Source organism: Bacillus sp. RIT 809, assembly GCF_016892495.1.
In the GTDB taxonomy this organism is placed as follows: Bacteria; Bacillota; Bacilli; order Bacillales; family Bacillaceae_G; genus Bacillus_A; species Bacillus_A cereus_U.
Genome location: NZ_JAFEMR010000015.1, coordinates 1 through 16,071 on the forward strand (window position 1 = coordinate 1; position 16,071 = coordinate 16,071).

Sequence of the window (16,071 nt, forward strand, 5' to 3'; positions counted from 1 at the left end):
TGAATCGAAATATTCATAATAAACGCCATCCTTTCTGTATATTTCTACAAAAAGAATAGCGTTTTTTGATTATATAGGTACAAATTTAGTTTAGCTTGATAGCAATACGAAAAGTTCCGAAGAACCAAATTTGAGAATTAATGCAATCTTCCATTCCAAGCTATCCACATAAGAATCTATAGTACTTTGAAACTTTTTGTTTCAGATTAATATTTAGTTTTATCCTATAAAGTTAGCTTTTTACTATATCAACCGCACTATCCCACATACAGCTAAAGAATGATCCGATTTCGCGCATAAAACGTGTAAACCAATTTGCTTGTTCTACATCAGATTTTGTTACAAGGTCTACTTGTAATGATTTATCTGATAAAAATCCAGGATCTGTAATATCTTTAGGTGATATAATCATTTGACTAATTGTTACACCTTTTTTAATAGGCGCTTCTTGTTCTTTATTCGATACTTTAAATTCTTTTTTATAAACGTCATTGTTGCCCTTTGGCATTGGAAGTGAAACAGCTTGCTTCGTTTGAACAACTACATCTTTGTCCTTTGCATTTGCTACTCGCACTGTTTCATGACCTTTTACTACTGAATCTTTTCCATAGACCTTCTTCACTTCAAAATTCGCAAATCCATAATCATATAATTTCTTTGTTTCATCAAAACGTGCTGTATGAGAGTTTGCTTTTATCACTACAGAGATTAGACGCATACCGTTTCTTTCTACTGTACCAGTAAAACAATCTCCGGCTTCTGGAGTAGTTCCTGTTTTCAAGCCATCTACACCTTCGTATTGCTTAATTAAACCTTTTAACATCCAGTTAAAGTTCGTCATATCAATCGGATACTTTCCACCCTTTTGGAATGTTTTTTTAGGGATTTTTGCTATATCTAATATTTTCGGGAAATCTTGAATAAGACGTTGTGCTAAAATTGCACAATCTCTTGCAGACATTTTATTTTTCTCGTCTGGAGTTGTCCCTTCTGGGTGATGTCCTTTTAAATCTTGGTTTGTTAAACCTGTAGAGTTTACAAATTTAAAATTTTTCATTCCAAACTCTTTTGACTTATCGTTCATCATTTTTACGAAATTAACTTCTTTTCCAGCAATCTCTTCAGCTAAAGCAATTGTTGCACCGTTTGCAGAATAAATTACCATTGCCTCATATAACTCTTTGACCGTATAAGAGCCACCATTTTCTAATGGAACGTTTGATAATGAGCGATCTTGTGAAATCTTATATGCATATTCAGAAATTTTAACTTTTTGATCCCATTTAAGTTTTCCTTTATCCACCGCTTCATAGACTAAGTATTCACTCATCATTTTTGTCATACTAGCAATTGCTAATAATTCATCTGCATTTTTTTGATATAAAATTTTTCCGGAATTTGCTTCTACTAAAATTGCTGATCCTGCTTCTACGTCTAAAGCAGGGACTGTTTCCGCTGATGCACTCCCAGATGTAACAACTATGCTACAAAATAGTGTAAGCACTGTTACTATTGTAATAAATCTCTTGCAAAACATACCTTTCACTTCTGTTACCTCCAATATCTTTGTACTCAAAAAAACGTTATTCTAACATAATTCCCCAAAAAATAGACAGTGTTATCAAATTCTATATACATATAAGACATTAGGATCGCTTTCATATAGACGATCTCATCACACCCTTTTAGGCACACTGACACTTCGTATTCCCACACACATCCCTATTTTTAATACCCTTGTATTTTTCAAAATGATCCGTACTTTCATATTTTTTAGGATTACACTTAATAGACAATCTAAGTAATACATTTGTTCCACATTTACAAAAAAATAAAACCAGTGTGCCCCGATTAAATATCGAAACACACTGGTAACAGTTTTTTGTAATAAAAAAACTACATCCTATATTGAATGTAGTTTTTCTAGCTGATTTATTTATTTTTCACTTCATTTTTATAAAAAGCAAATAATGGTTCAATGGCTGGACTAGATAAAAGAGGAATTGCCTTCTTAATCAATTCTCTATCCCAATCAAACCAACGCATTTCCATTAGCATATTAATTTCTATATTAGTGAACCGTTTCTTTATTTCTTTAGCAGGATTACCACCTACTATTGTATACGGCGGAACATCTTTACATACGACAGATTCAGCTGCAATAATTGCACCTTCACCAATAGTAACGCCAGGCATTATAATAGCATTCATACCAATCCAGGCATCGCTTTTAATGACTGTATCACCCTTCGGTTCATATGATTGCTCTATTTGCTCAACGAATGGATAAACTGTAATCCATTCAGGGTGATGATTATGATTCCCACCCATTAAAATGACAACTCCACTTGCAATACAAACATAATTTCCAATAATGAGTTTATCAAGTTGCCAACCCATCTGTTCAGTTGGATTGAAAAGTACTCGAGACTTAGCATCGCCCCATAAATATCTTACACAGCCATCTTCAAAATTTTGATGACCATAATAACCTGAATAATAGGAGTACTCTCCTACTTCAATAAGTGGATTTGTTACTATGTCTTTTAAATACTTCGTTTCAGACCAATGATTATATAATGGATGCTTCATAACTATATTCCTCGCTTCTAAGTATGGTAGATTTTTGCAATTTACTTAGAAGCTTAATACGACAGCTACATTTTTAAATTTTTTCAAACGACGAATCATTATCTTCAAGCCTTTCTTTTATACTAAAAAAAGCATAACGCAATAAATTACACAAGTCAAATTGTGTAATTTCGAACACAACTTAAACTGCGTAATAATGCAATAAGAACATTAAAACAATAATAAATAAAGCCTTATTAATATAATTAAAACCATCTTCACTAGATTGCTGAAGTTCTAATAAATTTGAACCTTTTTCGAAATTTAGTTCCCCTAATAAGTATAAACTATTTATATTAATGGCTAATTTGATACCTACTGTACTTTATTGCTTCTACATGTTCATATGTAAGATGTAAACATTTTGTTAAGGTATAAATAATTCTTAATTTAATTTCTTTATTTCTAGGAAATTCCATCCTATTAAAATTACTTAAACATTTCTTTAATATGCCTATACTTTTTTCATATTCTCCATTTTTCGCAACAGCAAGTATAGCTTTTAATTTAGAAAATCCATCCATTTTGATTAAGCTTTTTTTCAAAAAGGGTGGGTTTCTTCAGTTTATAGGAAAGTAATAATTAACTCATAAAAAATACAATAAAATAGGTAAAAATGCCATGGCATCTTTACCTATTTTATGGATAAACAGGTTCTCATAAGAAATAGACAACTTCCCAAAGAACTATAAATATATTATTTTAAATTAATTGGTTGTTGTTGAGTAATACAATGAATCATACCACCATTTTTATAAAGCTCTCTTACATCAATCCCCACCACTTTACGATTAGGATAAAGTTTTTGAATCATCTCATTTGCTATTTTATCATTAGGATCATTATAGTTAGGAACTAAGATAACTTGATTCGCTATATAATAATTAATATAGGAACCTTTATAATCAAGCTGCTTCCCATTTTTTAATGTAACATTATTCTTGCTTAGCGGTAGATATACATACTTGTACTTATTACCTGTAGCATCTTTTGCCTGCAGCAACTTGTTAATATCTTTGTCAGACGCTCCCCATTCAGCTAAATCTTTTTCTTTTAACGTTATAATAGTAGATTTATCGTGGAATTTGGCGAATCCATCAATATGAAAATCAGTAATATCTAAGTTAGGTGCTCCATCTAACCAAATAAAATTTGTTACCCCAAGTTCACTAATATATTTTTCAATATCCTTTTCTGACAATTTAGCGTTCCTATTTTTATTCGTCACAGCACTTCTAGTTAATAAAGCAGTTCCATTACCATCTAATTCAAATGCGCCGCCTTCAAGAACAAATTTATTCCAATTAATTCTTTCAATGCCTAACTGTTTGCTAAGATTCTCACGAAGACGAGCATCTTTCTTATATGGCGTTTTCTTTCCCCATCCGTTAAATCCTGGATCTAATATCTTTAGATTTTTGTCATTATCGTAAACAAAAATTGGACCAGTATCTCTAGCCCATACATCGTCAGTAGGTGCGATAAAGAAATCAATTTTCTCCATATTCACTCCTTGATCCGTTAAAACTTCAATAATTCTTTCTTTCTCTTCTTGATCATATGCAACAATATGAACTTTTTCGCCTTTGCTTAAAGATTCTGTCATTTGAATCCAAATCGGTTCTACTTCTTGCTGATATTTTGGCCCGTATGTAAATTCATGAGGCCATTGTAGCCATGTTCCTTCATGTTTGCTTTTTTCATCTGGCATTGTATACTTTCCTACTTTTTTTTGCACCTCTACTTTCTTCCTATCTTCTCGCTGCGTTTTTTCAATTTCCTTCGCCTGAACTTTCTCAATTCCCTTAACTTGAGCATAACCACTAATAATAGATGTGGTTAGTACAGCACTCATACACAATTTCGTTATTTTTTGCATTTCTTAACCTCCTTTTCTGCCTTACTGTAAACCTTTACATAGTGTTAAGGTCAAGCTTTTTTAATTAAATCATTACATATGAAGCACGATTTAAATCGAACCTTTTAAAAAAATTCTGGAATTCATATAAAAGGTTTATAACAGTATAGATGAGGTACCCTAATACTGCCATTAATCCTAACGTGAAGAGTATACGAAATCGCTACTATAATCACTATTTATTCCTATAACATCCCGCGCTTTTTTCACTTGTTATCTTTTCTGCTTCTTCTATTGTATTTTTTATGAATGTATTCATTTCTAAAATTAATACAGTACATGAAATTTTATATTACATACGTATATATTTATTCAGTTTATAATTAACTATTCAAAAGCAGTTACGATTCTCTCTTTCATTTTCTGTATTACTTCACTGCTCAATACTTTTTGATCAGCAGGAAGTTTTAATATAGAAGCGGCACCCTTACTAAGGTATATTTCTTGGTCATTATTTTGATTTACTACCAATATTCCTTGCCCTTCAAATTCAAAATAACTAATATTTTTTGTATCATTTGTATTATTTTTTATTGCTTTATATAACCCATATAAATCTTTGCTTCTATTTTCTCCGCCCATTCGAATCGGTTCAGTATCATTCGCAACAATTAGTCCTTCTGGTTGCTCACCCTTCATAATAAACCACAACTTTTCATTTGTTGGTAATAGTATATGCTTAAATTCAGAGCTATTTAAAATTTGCTGTGCTGGAATCGTTTCATAGATTGGTAACTTTACTAGCGAAAATAATAACAGTCATTAAACAAATGCATGGTAGCACAAGCTTAAGTAGTTTTCCCATTAATGAACCCCCACACTTTTAATATTATTAGTTCGCATGGATATTATAAACCGTTTCATTCCACCAAAAATTATTATTGTTATAGAACGTACTGAAATTATGATTATAATGATCACCATACCAAGGGTCCATGTATGTTATATAGTCTGTTCCATTTGTACCTTTATAGAATCCATCAAGTACTAGAAAGTGTCCGATGTTAGCTCCATTTTGCCACATAATGAGTGCAATCATCGGTTGATTACTATTAATTTGATTTTTGAACCAATCATACGATTTTGCTCCAGAACTTATAGCTGAGCTAACACCATATCCCGATAATCCATATTGTATTTCACGTGAAGTTGCAGGATTATTATATGATCCACCTTTGACATACCTAACATACTGATCTTGTGAAGGAGTTTTCCCAAAATAATTTAAAACTGAAACCAAAGTGCCCGCCCAACACCAATTTGATCTTTCTTGTAATATGTTAGGAACAGATAATTTACGATTTGTTGATATATTTGGAGGATTCCCATTAATATAAGCTGACGTTCCATATACTTTTTTCCCATCTTTAAAATAATAAAACCAACGATTATCTAAATTTCCTGTCCAGTAATCTTTAACCGCTTCACCATACTCCCATCCTTTAAAGGATACTTTTGTATTTCCGGGAATCACATCTACAATATTTGCATTCAAACTTTTTTCTTCTCTAACATTTACATTCAATGGAGCAGTTGTTCCTGAAAATCCAACTTCTTCTGCTATTATTTTGTGAACTCCAATAAAACTAAATGTGAAGAACAATAACAGCATACAAACAATAAATTGCTTTCTTCCCTTCATAAGTACTAAAAAACATCAACAATTCATCCTTATTAATTGTTCAAGCTTAATATTACATACTAGCGGAAAATAACTTCTAATAAATTCCAACACAAAAAAGTAGCCTATAAATTTTTATAGGCTACTTTTCATTTTATCGTTATTACTTAGCTAATTCTTTCGTTCCCTGCATTACGTCAACGAAGAATCCCCAGTTGTTCACAACAGAAGAAATACTAATATGCTCATCTGGAGTGTGGACGTTGAATATATCTGGCCCAAATGAAATTGCATCTAATTCAGGCATTTTTTGAACAAATACACTGCACTCAATTCCTGCATGTACAGCAAAGATTTCAACATCTTTATTGTATTTTTCTTGATGCACTTTTTCAAACAAATTACGAATCTGTGAATTCGGATTGTATGGCCATTCTGGATACTCTGACTCTATTTCAAATGTTGCACCAACTAATTCGGCAATACATTTAATTTCATCTGCAACATGTTGTTTTAAACTACTTACAGAACTTCTCACTTCGTTACGTAATTTAATTTCATCTTGCAACGTTTCAATAACGCCTAAATTTGTTGAGCTTTCTACTAGACCTTTAATATCCATGCTCATACTTTGAATGCCGTTCGGAATTAAGAATAATGAAGAAATAAGCTGTTTTTGTGTTTCTTTAGCAAATACTTTTTCTACTTTCTCATCTAATTTTGTAAGTGTAACATGAACATCCGGATCAACAGCACGCATTTCTTCTTGTAATACTCGTGTCCATGATTTTAACTTTTCTTCAACTTGCTCTACATCTTCTTGACGTAATAAAATTGTAGCTACACTTTCACGTGGAATTGCATTCGTTTTTAATCCGCCGTGAGCATCACTTATATCAAATTGAATATTTATTGATAAATCACGTAAAACTCGTCCTAGTACTTTGTTCGCATTCCCACGTTGTTTATCAATTTCCATACCAGAATGTCCGCCCTTAAGTCCACCAACATATAGACGGTATGTATCCATATCAACTGGTGCCTCATCCCAAATTACTGGAATTGTTTCAACTGCTTTCGCACCACCTGCGCTACTCACTAGTAATTTATGATCTTCTTCAGAATCAATATTAATAAATATTTTTCCGTCAAAATGATTTGAATCGACAGCGAATGCACCGCCCATTGTCGTTTCTTCTTCAGTTGTAATAACAACTTCTAAAGCTGGATGCGGAATGTCTGTTGAATCTAATAATGCTAATGCATATGCAACGGCAATACCATTATCAGCACCTAAAGTAGTTTCGTTCGCATATAACATATCTCCAATAATTCTTAATTCAATTGGATCCTTCTCAAAATCATGAACTGTCGCTTGGTTTTTTTCACACACCATATCAGAGTGCCCCTGAATGATAATAGCTGGAACATTCTCATAACCAGAAGTAGCTTCTTTTTTTATAATGACATTTAACGCTTCGTCTTGAATAACTTCTAAATTACGTTCCTTTGCGAAACTCACTAAGTAATCACTAATTTCTTTTTCATTACCTGATCCTCTAGGAATCTTTGAAATTTCTGCAAAATGATAAAATACAGGGTGCTTTGTTAATTGTTCTAAAGTAGAATACATTTTTCAAGCTCCTCTCAAAATGACGAAATAATATGTAAGTCCTTTATCATTATACCACGATTCATTATTTTACCTTTCTTTTAACATTTTAAAAATTTGTTATTTTAATTAATAAGGCTTTTCATACTCTACTACTTATTAATCCACAAATAACGAAAAAAATAAAAGAAAATGCTCTATGCATTTTCTTTTATTTTTTTTACCTGTATATATTTCGAACTATTACTATTCATAAGCTTTTCTAAACGATTTATATTTTCCGTTAATGCACCCTTCACAAGAGAGAAATCTGTATTTACTTCTTCTTTTTTTTCTTTAAAAAACGAAGAATTTTGTACATTTATTTCAGCCATCTCTTCTCCCCCTTTTCAAAAAGATACAACCTTTTATTTATATTATATAGCAAATGCAAACAGAGTGTACACGTATCATTTTCTTTTTAATTCTTCTTCTAACTCTTCTACTTGCTGCAAAGTATCTCCTTTTATTAAAGAAAAATCTGTTGTATCTTCATTATCTTCTTTAAAAAAATCATTGTCATAATCTTTTATCACTACAATCACCTCTACGTGCTAGTGTAGGAATGATTGTCCGATTTTATACAAGCTTGTCTGAATTTGTTCTCCCTTTATGTATAGGTGAAAAGGACAGAAAAAGATTCTGTCCTTATTTACTAAAATAACTATGATGAATTGTTAAATTATATACATTTTCAAAATCTCGATCTTGAAGGTTATTTTTCTTCCCATCAATAACAATGAAAACATCACTAACTATTTTTGCTGGTATAATTCCGACATTTTCTACTTGCACTGCTTTCTGTTCATTCAATTGCTCGATGTGTTCTAATGGAACAATACTACTAAATTGAGAGCGGATACCACGAAAGTTTGTATTTAATTCCTTCACCGCTTCAAACACAACAATTTTCGCACCAATCTTTTCCCCATATGAATCTAAAAATGCGTTTAAGTTTTTTGTATATTCCTCTTCCGTATGCCATTCCATTGTCCCAAAGGCTGCTGGATTCACATTTTGAATAATTGTCGTATATATTTCTCCTCTTGCTTTTGAAGCAATTAATGACCTTTTAATTGATTGGACCGTCTTTCCAATATCGCTGAATTTTGCGCCCCATATTTCTGAAATATTAGGTGTCAAAATGAATGCAATATCAACGAAAATTACCATCGCAGTGAACATTAAAAGATTTTTCCAGAGGGTTAAATCTATTCCTTTTATCATGAAATAAACTGTGACTGATATTACAAACAAACCATACCAAGTTTTTCGAATTCGTTGTTTCTTCTCCTCGTACAACTCTTCATTTCTCCAATAAAAGAAAACAAGAACTACAAAGGCGATTACTAGAATAAATAAACCGATTCGAATGTTAGAGATCGTCAATCACATCACCCTCCATTCAAAAACTCTTCACGATATCATTACATGCGCAAACAGCTCTCTTTATGACAAAAGACGTGGACAACCTTCTAAATTTAGCTATATCGCATATAATTAGAAAGTGCCACGTCTTTTATCATGAATCTACATTGTATATGTAGACAAGCATGCGTTTCAAATTTTCATGTTAAAAAGAAATATGTTTCGGAATTTTCCCTTCAGGTACTTCTCCGTCCATACTTAAGTAATAATGACGAATCGGATGTAAATTTTCGTCCAATTCATAAACAAGCGGAATGCTAGTCGGTATATTTAATGTTACTACACCATCATTTGAGAGATTGTCTAAGTATTTCACAAGTGAACGAATCGTATTGCCGTGTGATGAAATAATTACTTTTTCACCATTTTTTAATGCCGGTGCGATTTTTTCATGCCAATAATCAACTACTCTTTTCTCCGTATCCTCTAAACATTCAGTTAATGGGAACTCGCCTTTTTTTAACGTTTTGTATCTCGGATTATTCGCTTCATATCGGGGATCATCTTCAGTAAGTGCAGGCGGTCTCACATCTATACTTCTTCTCCAAATATGAACTTTTTCATCTCCATATTTTTTTGCAGTTTCGTCTTTATTCAATCCTTGTAGTGCACCATAATGGCGTTCATTCAACTTCCATGAGTTATGTATAGGAACCCAAGTGAGATCCATTTCATGAAGTACAATCCATAATGTCCGAATTGCTCGTTTTAATACTGATGTATAGGCAATATCAAACGTATATCCATTCTTTTTTAATATTGTTCCTGCTTCTCTCGCTTCACTTAATCCATTCTTTGATAAATCTACATCTGTCCATCCTGTAAATCGATTTTCAAGATTCCACAAACTTTGTCCGTGACGAATGAGTACAAGTTTTATCATTATAATTCCCCTCTCGGAAATATGAATTTTAAAATTTCAATACGTACACATATAAAGTTTTTGGTAATGTGAATTTTTTATCCATAGTTGCCAAATATACAGGTGAAAATTTATGATTTTTCAAACTACAAAACAAGATACTATTTCTATCTTTTATTTTACTGGTATTTCACGCTTAGCCGTCCATGCATCAAATCCTGAACGGCTATTTGCCATTTCATTCATAACTTGATGCCAATTTTCTTCACATGATTCGCCAAACTGTTCAAAAATAGCTCCCATTTGTTCTCTTTGAACATCGCTCAGTTTTTTCTCTAAGTCTGTTCCTTCTTCTGTTAAAGACAGCTGTTTCACACGACGATCATGTTCAGCTTCATTACTCTCAATAAGTCCTTTATCTAACAGTTGGCGCAACGGTCCATGAAGAGCTTGTTTACTTATTTCTAAAAGTGATAGCAGCTCATTTACACTAAGCCCTGGAAAACGAGCGATAAAAAACAGAATTCTATGATGTACACGCTGTATACTATACTCTTTTATTATTTCATCTGGTTTTTCTGTAAAAGTTTTATATGCAAAGTAAAATAATGCTAATGCCTCATTCATTTGCTCTTCTTTATGTTGTGTCATCTACTTTCCCCCTGTATGTAAATTATACCACAACTCAATTATGAATAATTAAGTTGGTATATTGAGCCTAATTTCTTCATTCTAAAACCAACAAATTTCAACTATTATATTTTTTGAAGGCTGTTTAATTCTTAAACCATACCTTCAAATAAAGTATCCAAATTACTTTTTAAAGAATTCTTAAAGAAATAGGTTAAATTCAAATGATAAATATTGTAAAATTTATTTATTAATATTTTTTTGAAAAACTCAATTGTGATTGGAGTGTTATTGTATGCAAACAAAAAAAGTTTATCTTTATGTATTTAATACGATGTCAGACTGGGAATATGGACATTTAATTGCAGAACTAAACTCAGGAAGATATTTCAAAAAAGAGTTAGCCCCTTTAAAGGTAGTTACAGTAGGAGCTAATAATGAAATTATTACTACGATGGGAGGACTGAGCATAAAGCCAGATATTTCCCTTGATGAATGTACTCTTGAGAGTAACGATCTTTTAGTTTTACCTGGAGGGACTACTTGGGGAGAAAGCATTCATCACCCTATCTTAAAAAAAATTGGTGAAGCGTTAAAACTCGGCACTATTGTTGCTGCCATTTGTGGTGCAACTGAGGGACTAGCTAATTTCGGATACCTAGATTCTAGACAGCATACAAGCAATGACTTAGAGTATATTAAAATGGTTTGTCCTAATTATAAAGGAGAACAACTTTATAAGATGGAACCTGCAGTATGTGATAAAAATTTGATTACTGCATCAGGAGTAGCTCCTTTGGAATTTGCAATGGAAGTATTGAAAAAAATTGATGTATTTGCACCAGATACGTTACATTCATGGTATAACCTAAATAAGACTTATAAACCTGAATACTTCTTCCAGTTAATGAATTCCATTACTAGATAAGCTGAAAAATTAAATTAGCAGTTTTATATTATATAAAAACCTAAAGTTGTTATAAATACAACGGGTAGCTAAATCTATTTTAATCTTATTGAATAACGATGATCTTTCTTCTTTAGTTATAATAATGAAACGTTCTTTAAAAACCAGTGACGTTTGTAAAACAAAAAATAAAAGGGATGATACATATTAATCTTGAATCATCCCTTTTATTATGACGTTACTGTCACCATATTATTTTAATTATTCATCTCCAGCAAGAGTTAACTGCCAAGATACGCCATACTTATCATTTAACCAGCCAAACTTTTTACTAAATGGATAGGCACCTAAAGGCATAAGAATTGCTCCGTCTTGTGCTAACTTATTAAAAACAGTTTTAATTTCTTCTTCCGTTTCACAAGTTACATAAAGAGACATAGCTGGAGTGAATGTAAAATCATGCTTTACATAACTATCGATACACATGAACTCTTGGCCATTTAACGTGAATGTTGCATGAATTACAGTTCCCTCTTCACCAGGTCCCTTTTCATCGTATCGAGAGATGTTTACAATTTCTGATTGATCAAATAACGACGTATAAAAATTCATCGCTTCTTCAGCTTTTCCCTCAAACATTAAAAACGTAGTGATTTTTTGATTTGTGTTACTCATTTAGAGACATCCCCTTGTTATATATTTATGCAAAACATACATCGACCAACAAAACCGAACGTATATTCCCGTAAATATATTGTCTATAAAAACGATGAGTTTGTCAATTATCTACTTTCTTATTTCTTCTTAAATAATGCTGTCCAAAGAAATGATTCTCCAAACATATTATTTGGTTGTTCAATTTGCTTCATTTTTCTAATTTCAATTACTTCAAATTCTTTAAATATCTCTCTTAACTTTTCTTCTGAATATGCAAGACCACCTTGTAAACTCCATCCTCTATACACATCCCAGTCCGTTATTTCCGATCCATTTCGCTCATTCAAATCACCTGCTGCAAAACATGTTAATCCGAAATAACCACCCGATTTTAATGAGTTTTTAACTAGATCAACATAATTCATTCTTCTATGTGGTGGAATGTGATGCAAGCAACCGGAATCATATACAAAATCATATTCATCTTGAAAATCCAAATTAAAAATCGATTCACAAACAAATTGTATTTCTATTCCGTTTTCTAACGCCCTCTCTTTGGCCCAATCAATTCCTTCTATAGACAAATCTACGGCTGTTACATCAAACCCTTTTTTCGCTAAATAAATTGCATTTCTTCCTGGACCACATCCAAGCTCTAACACTTTCCCTTTTGAAATCCATTCTTTTTGTATATATGAAACTAAATTCTCATCTGGAACATTTGCAAAAAAAGGAACATCCTTTTCTCTATTCGTGTAAAATTCATTCCAAAATGGTACTGCGGGTCTTAATAAAGAATCCATCATCTTCAAAATATCTTCTTGTATATGTAACGTTTCATTTTTCATCAAAAGGCCTCCTGTCATAAATTCAGAATAATCCCATAATAACACACCAGAGAGTTTAAAAAAAAAAGAAAAGCTCCCCATTAATAAAGGAGCTCCGCAAACATTTTTTATTTTCTTAATAAATGTTTAAAATTACTTTTATTACGGTAAATGAAATTATATTGCTTCATAAATCGAACTTATCGTGTATATACTAATTTCAAAATAAAGAACAAAAAAGAGCCGCAATTTTTTCGCGACTCTTTTTTGTCTATCTAATAAATAAAATGATTTACAATCATATCTGAAATTTTATCGGTGATTGTTATTATTTATCAACTTATCGACAAATAATAACAACCCTCTTTATCCCGATTACTATTTTAAGATTTAACGGCCACGTCTTTGCTGACCTTGCTTTGCACTATTGTTCTTATTACTTGGTTTATTAAATGATCGGTTGTTATCATTTCTCGAACTATTTCTTGAATCGTTTCTTGGTCCACCTTTTGAACCACTTCTTGAACCTTCACGGCTATCTCTTTGACGATATTGACCTGATTTCTTTGGAGCCGGCTTTTGTACCGGTTTTCCATTTTCATCTACATGTTTTATCTTCGGTTGTTCAATTATTTCTCTTTGCAGTGGTGCACCAAGCGTTTTTTCAATTTCTTCTAAATATCTTTCATCTTTCGCTGCAACAAACGTAATTGCAAGACCTGATCCACCTGCACGTCCTGTTCGGCCAATACGGTGAATATAGCTTTCTACATCTTCAGGAATATCATAGTTAAATACGTGAGTGACACCATCTACATCCAGTCCACGAGCTGCTACATCAGTCGCAATTAAGTACTGAATTTTAGCTTCGCGGAAACTCTTCATAACTCTTTCACGTTTCGCTTGAGGTATATCACCATGAAGTTCAGCACAATTATAACCAAATCCCTTTAAATCATCATAAAGCTTACTTGCTCTAACCTTTGTACGACAGAAAATAACTGCTAAAAATGGCTGATCACGATCCATAACAAAACGAAGTGCATCTGGCTTTGCACGATCTGTCGTCTCAATGACACGCTGCTCAATTGTATCTACCGTTACTTCTTCACTTTGTATTTGAATCATTTGCGGCTCTTCCATATAACGCTTCGCTAGTTTTTTAATATCTTTTGGCATCGTTGCTGAGAATAACATCGTTTGTTTACTGTCAGGTGTCTCATCTAAAATATCTTCAATATCATATAAGAAACCGAAATAAAGCATTTGATCCGCTTCATCTAGTACAATCGTTGAAAGATTACTTAAATCAATTGTTTCGCGTCGTATATGATCTAATAATCGCCCTGGTGTTGCTACAACAATATGTGTATTACCTTTTAGTTTTCTCAATTGCTGTGCAACATCTTGCCCGCCATAAATCGCAAGCACATTAATATCTTCTCTATGAACAAGCATCTTTTTAATTTCAGCTGTAATTTGTAGTGCCAGTTCCCTTGTTGGCGCAACAATTAAAGCCTGAACATCACTAGACTCTGGATTGATTTTTTCTAAAATAGGTAAAACGAACGCTAACGTTTTACCCGTTCCTGTTTTCGCCTGTCCAATAATATCTTTTCCTGACATAATAACAGGAATTGCTTTCTCTTGAATTGGTGTTGCTTCTGTGATTCCATTTTCACGTAATGTATGATTAAAAGTTTCACTAATTCCTAATTCTAAAAAGTTTTTCATATTGACCACTTCTTTTCCTTATTTTTCACATTAGCTTTCATTGTACCATTTGTTTCGCCAAATATGAAAAATAAAAAAATTCTTACCTTCTCTTTTTATATTCACTATATACAAGTTGAACGAATTCGGTTTGTTTTCTTTCAGATTTTAAAAGTCCTTCCATATTGCCGGAAGACAAAATTTACTTCTTAATTTTTTTGTTACTCCAAATTAAACTTGTATACTTCGTATCTTCATGTAACCTTCGAAACCACTCAAATTCGCTTAATTTCGCAATATGATGTTTTAATTTCATATCATTTCGAGGATAAAATAAAATTATATCTGCTATTACATCAAATAATAAACCCATCTTCTCCCCTCCTAAAGCAACTTTTAAATTACATATGTTCTCCTATACATATATATTTCAATGTTACGGAAATATAGTTACAGGGTGATAAAATTGACCACTACATTCATAAAGATATTTTGTATATTTTTCTTACTATATTTTCAATCGACCTCAATTATTATGGCGAAATCTCAAACAGATGTAATAAGTGAATTCAAACATGCATTACTCAAAAATGATAAAAAATTAATGCAGTCATATGTAACAGAAGGGATTGAATTGCCTACTTTCCATACAGATAAACATATTCATGAAATTAAAATAGTACCGTCTCCAAAAGAAGATACTACAATTCTTATTTCTTATTTCAAAGACACTGATGATGGATTTACTATCGGTTACATTTTAGAAATAGTAACAAAAAATAATAAAATATCTCAAATTAATCAAATTTATGATGGAACTAATCCTCTTATGAAAGAAGCTACTATTGTAAAAGAATATGAAATGAAGTGTAAGGAACATATACTTACTCCTACAAAATTCCCGTTCGAAATTCACGAATTTCAAGGGTTCATCTATAACGATTACTTAGAACTACGATACTACAATGAAGATATTAATGGGATTTTAAAAATCACTGTTTCACCAGTTCAACATAAATTAGGTCAATATGTACATAAGGGAACTAAGTTTTACATTTTAAAACATAATATAAAGGCAGTATATAATCCTCATTTTGATTTAGCATATGAACTTATCTTTCAGAAGGATGGTTTTCAATATAAAATCGCCATTGGTAACAAACTACATATAAAAAGAAAATACAATTCTCAGGATTTGATTCAAATTGCAGAATCTATGAATTGAA

General features: G+C 31.9%; 15 protein-coding genes and 3 pseudogenes. 2 read left to right on the plus strand and 16 right to left on the minus strand.

All coding sequences use genetic code 11. The features are described 5' to 3' along the window. Nucleotides 1–232: 232 nt before the first annotated feature. The 12 genes and pseudogenes from JTF23_RS16780 to JTF23_RS16830 all read right to left on the minus strand — a co-directional run bounded on the left by JTF23_RS16780 (nucleotide 233) and on the right by JTF23_RS16830 (nucleotide 10,762). Entirely contained in the window at nucleotides 233–1,546 is a 1,314-nt protein-coding gene (locus JTF23_RS16780; RefSeq protein WP_286675578.1) for a D-alanyl-D-alanine carboxypeptidase family protein, read from the minus strand. 386 nt (nucleotides 1,547–1,932) lie between these two features. After that, nucleotides 1,933–2,592, minus strand: a complete 660-nt coding sequence (locus tag JTF23_RS16785; protein ID WP_204209212.1) for a CatB-related O-acetyltransferase — start codon at nucleotides 2,590–2,592, stop codon at nucleotides 1,933–1,935. A gap of 181 nt (nucleotides 2,593–2,773) precedes the next feature. Further along, a pseudogene (locus tag JTF23_RS27885) lies at nucleotides 2,774–3,116 on the minus strand (XRE family transcriptional regulator); the annotation flags it as partial. A gap of 212 nt (nucleotides 3,117–3,328) precedes the next feature. Next, on the minus strand, nucleotides 3,329–4,510 hold the full coding sequence (locus JTF23_RS16790; protein WP_204209213.1) for an agmatine deiminase family protein: 1,182 nt from the start codon (nucleotides 4,508–4,510) through the stop codon (nucleotides 3,329–3,331). 366 nt (nucleotides 4,511–4,876) lie between these two features. Continuing rightward, a pseudogene (locus JTF23_RS16795) lies at nucleotides 4,877–5,354 on the minus strand (hypothetical protein). A 27-nt stretch (nucleotides 5,355–5,381) separates the two neighbouring features. After that, on the minus strand, nucleotides 5,382–6,191 hold the full coding sequence (locus tag JTF23_RS16800; RefSeq protein ID WP_204209214.1) for a C39 family peptidase: 810 nt from the start codon (nucleotides 6,189–6,191) through the stop codon (nucleotides 5,382–5,384). Between the two features lie 142 nt (nucleotides 6,192–6,333). Further along, nucleotides 6,334–7,803 (minus strand): aminoacyl-histidine dipeptidase, encoded by a 1,470-nt coding sequence (gene pepD / locus JTF23_RS16805; protein ID WP_204209215.1) that lies wholly within the window; start codon nucleotides 7,801–7,803, stop codon nucleotides 6,334–6,336. A gap of 176 nt (nucleotides 7,804–7,979) precedes the next feature. Next, a complete protein-coding gene (spoIISB, locus tag JTF23_RS16810; RefSeq protein WP_002200471.1) occupies nucleotides 7,980–8,156 on the minus strand; it encodes a stage II sporulation protein SB in 177 nt (58 codons plus the stop codon). A gap of 75 nt (nucleotides 8,157–8,231) precedes the next feature. Beyond that, nucleotides 8,232–8,357 carry a hypothetical protein gene (locus JTF23_RS16815; protein WP_000588712.1) on the minus strand — a complete coding sequence of 42 codons (126 nt, stop codon included), beginning with the start codon at nucleotides 8,355–8,357 and terminating at the stop codon, nucleotides 8,232–8,234. 112 nt (nucleotides 8,358–8,469) lie between these two features. After that, nucleotides 8,470–9,210 (minus strand): type II toxin-antitoxin system SpoIISA family toxin, encoded by a 741-nt coding sequence (locus JTF23_RS16820; protein ID WP_204209216.1) that lies wholly within the window; start codon nucleotides 9,208–9,210, stop codon nucleotides 8,470–8,472. Nucleotides 9,211–9,394: 184 nt separating this feature from the next. Further along, nucleotides 9,395–10,132 (minus strand): 2,3-diphosphoglycerate-dependent phosphoglycerate mutase, encoded by a 738-nt coding sequence (gene gpmA, locus JTF23_RS16825; protein WP_204209217.1) that lies wholly within the window; start codon nucleotides 10,130–10,132, stop codon nucleotides 9,395–9,397. Between the two features lie 153 nt (nucleotides 10,133–10,285). Then, nucleotides 10,286–10,762, minus strand: coding sequence for a MarR family winged helix-turn-helix transcriptional regulator (locus JTF23_RS16830; protein WP_204209218.1), 477 nt, complete (start codon nucleotides 10,760–10,762; stop codon nucleotides 10,286–10,288). 274 nt (nucleotides 10,763–11,036) lie between these two features. On the opposite strand from JTF23_RS16830, the gene JTF23_RS16835 reads away from it, so the two are divergent. Further along, nucleotides 11,037–11,669, plus strand: coding sequence for a type 1 glutamine amidotransferase family protein (locus JTF23_RS16835; RefSeq protein WP_204209219.1), 633 nt, complete (start codon nucleotides 11,037–11,039; stop codon nucleotides 11,667–11,669). A gap of 240 nt (nucleotides 11,670–11,909) precedes the next feature. Here JTF23_RS16835 and JTF23_RS16840 read toward each other — a convergent pair whose 3' ends face one another. The 4 genes and pseudogenes from JTF23_RS16840 to JTF23_RS16855 all read right to left on the minus strand — a co-directional run bounded on the left by JTF23_RS16840 (nucleotide 11,910) and on the right by JTF23_RS16855 (nucleotide 15,218). After that, nucleotides 11,910–12,323 carry a VOC family protein gene (locus JTF23_RS16840; RefSeq protein ID WP_204209220.1) on the minus strand — a complete coding sequence of 138 codons (414 nt, stop codon included), beginning with the start codon at nucleotides 12,321–12,323 and terminating at the stop codon, nucleotides 11,910–11,912. 119 nt (nucleotides 12,324–12,442) lie between these two features. Beyond that, on the minus strand, nucleotides 12,443–13,153 hold the full coding sequence (locus JTF23_RS16845; protein ID WP_204209221.1) for a class I SAM-dependent methyltransferase: 711 nt from the start codon (nucleotides 13,151–13,153) through the stop codon (nucleotides 12,443–12,445). Nucleotides 13,154–13,522: 369 nt separating this feature from the next. Next, nucleotides 13,523–14,875, minus strand: a complete 1,353-nt coding sequence (locus JTF23_RS16850) for a DEAD/DEAH box helicase (RefSeq protein ID WP_204209222.1) — start codon at nucleotides 14,873–14,875, stop codon at nucleotides 13,523–13,525. 73 nt (nucleotides 14,876–14,948) lie between these two features. Continuing rightward, nucleotides 14,949–15,218, minus strand: a pseudogene (locus tag JTF23_RS16855) (hypothetical protein). Between the two features lie 60 nt (nucleotides 15,219–15,278). Between JTF23_RS16855 and JTF23_RS16860 the strand changes: the two are divergent. Further along, nucleotides 15,279–16,070, plus strand: coding sequence for a hypothetical protein (locus JTF23_RS16860; protein ID WP_204209223.1), 792 nt, complete (start codon nucleotides 15,279–15,281; stop codon nucleotides 16,068–16,070). Nucleotide 16,071 lies beyond the last annotated feature (1 nt).

Excerpts from the sequence above, each read along its gene's own strand:
- spoIISB (WP_002200471.1), bottom strand. The coding sequence starts at position 8,156 with ATGGCTGAAATAAATGTACAAAATTCTTCGTTTTTTAAAGAAAAAAAA.
- JTF23_RS16840 (WP_204209220.1), bottom strand. The coding sequence starts at position 12,323 with ATGAGTAACACAAATCAAAAAATCACTACGTTTTTAATGTTTGAGGGA.
- JTF23_RS16860 (WP_204209223.1), top strand. The coding sequence starts at position 15,279 with ATGTTACGGAAATATAGTTACAGGGTGATAAAATTGACCACTACATTC.
- JTF23_RS16800 (WP_204209214.1), bottom strand. The coding sequence starts at position 6,191 with ATGAAGGGAAGAAAGCAATTTATTGTTTGTATGCTGTTATTGTTCTTC.
- JTF23_RS16785 (WP_204209212.1), bottom strand. The coding sequence starts at position 2,592 with ATGAAGCATCCATTATATAATCATTGGTCTGAAACGAAGTATTTAAAA.
- JTF23_RS16835 (WP_204209219.1), top strand. The coding sequence starts at position 11,037 with ATGCAAACAAAAAAAGTTTATCTTTATGTATTTAATACGATGTCAGAC.
- JTF23_RS16830 (WP_204209218.1), bottom strand. The coding sequence starts at position 10,762 with ATGACACAACATAAAGAAGAGCAAATGAATGAGGCATTAGCATTATTT.
- gpmA (WP_204209217.1), bottom strand. The coding sequence starts at position 10,132 with ATGATAAAACTTGTACTCATTCGTCACGGACAAAGTTTGTGGAATCTT.
- JTF23_RS16845 (WP_204209221.1), bottom strand. The coding sequence starts at position 13,153 with ATGAAAAATGAAACGTTACATATACAAGAAGATATTTTGAAGATGATG.
- JTF23_RS16790 (WP_204209213.1), bottom strand. The coding sequence starts at position 4,510 with ATGCAAAAAATAACGAAATTGTGTATGAGTGCTGTACTAACCACATCT.
- pepD (WP_204209215.1), bottom strand. The coding sequence starts at position 7,803 with ATGTATTCTACTTTAGAACAATTAACAAAGCACCCTGTATTTTATCAT.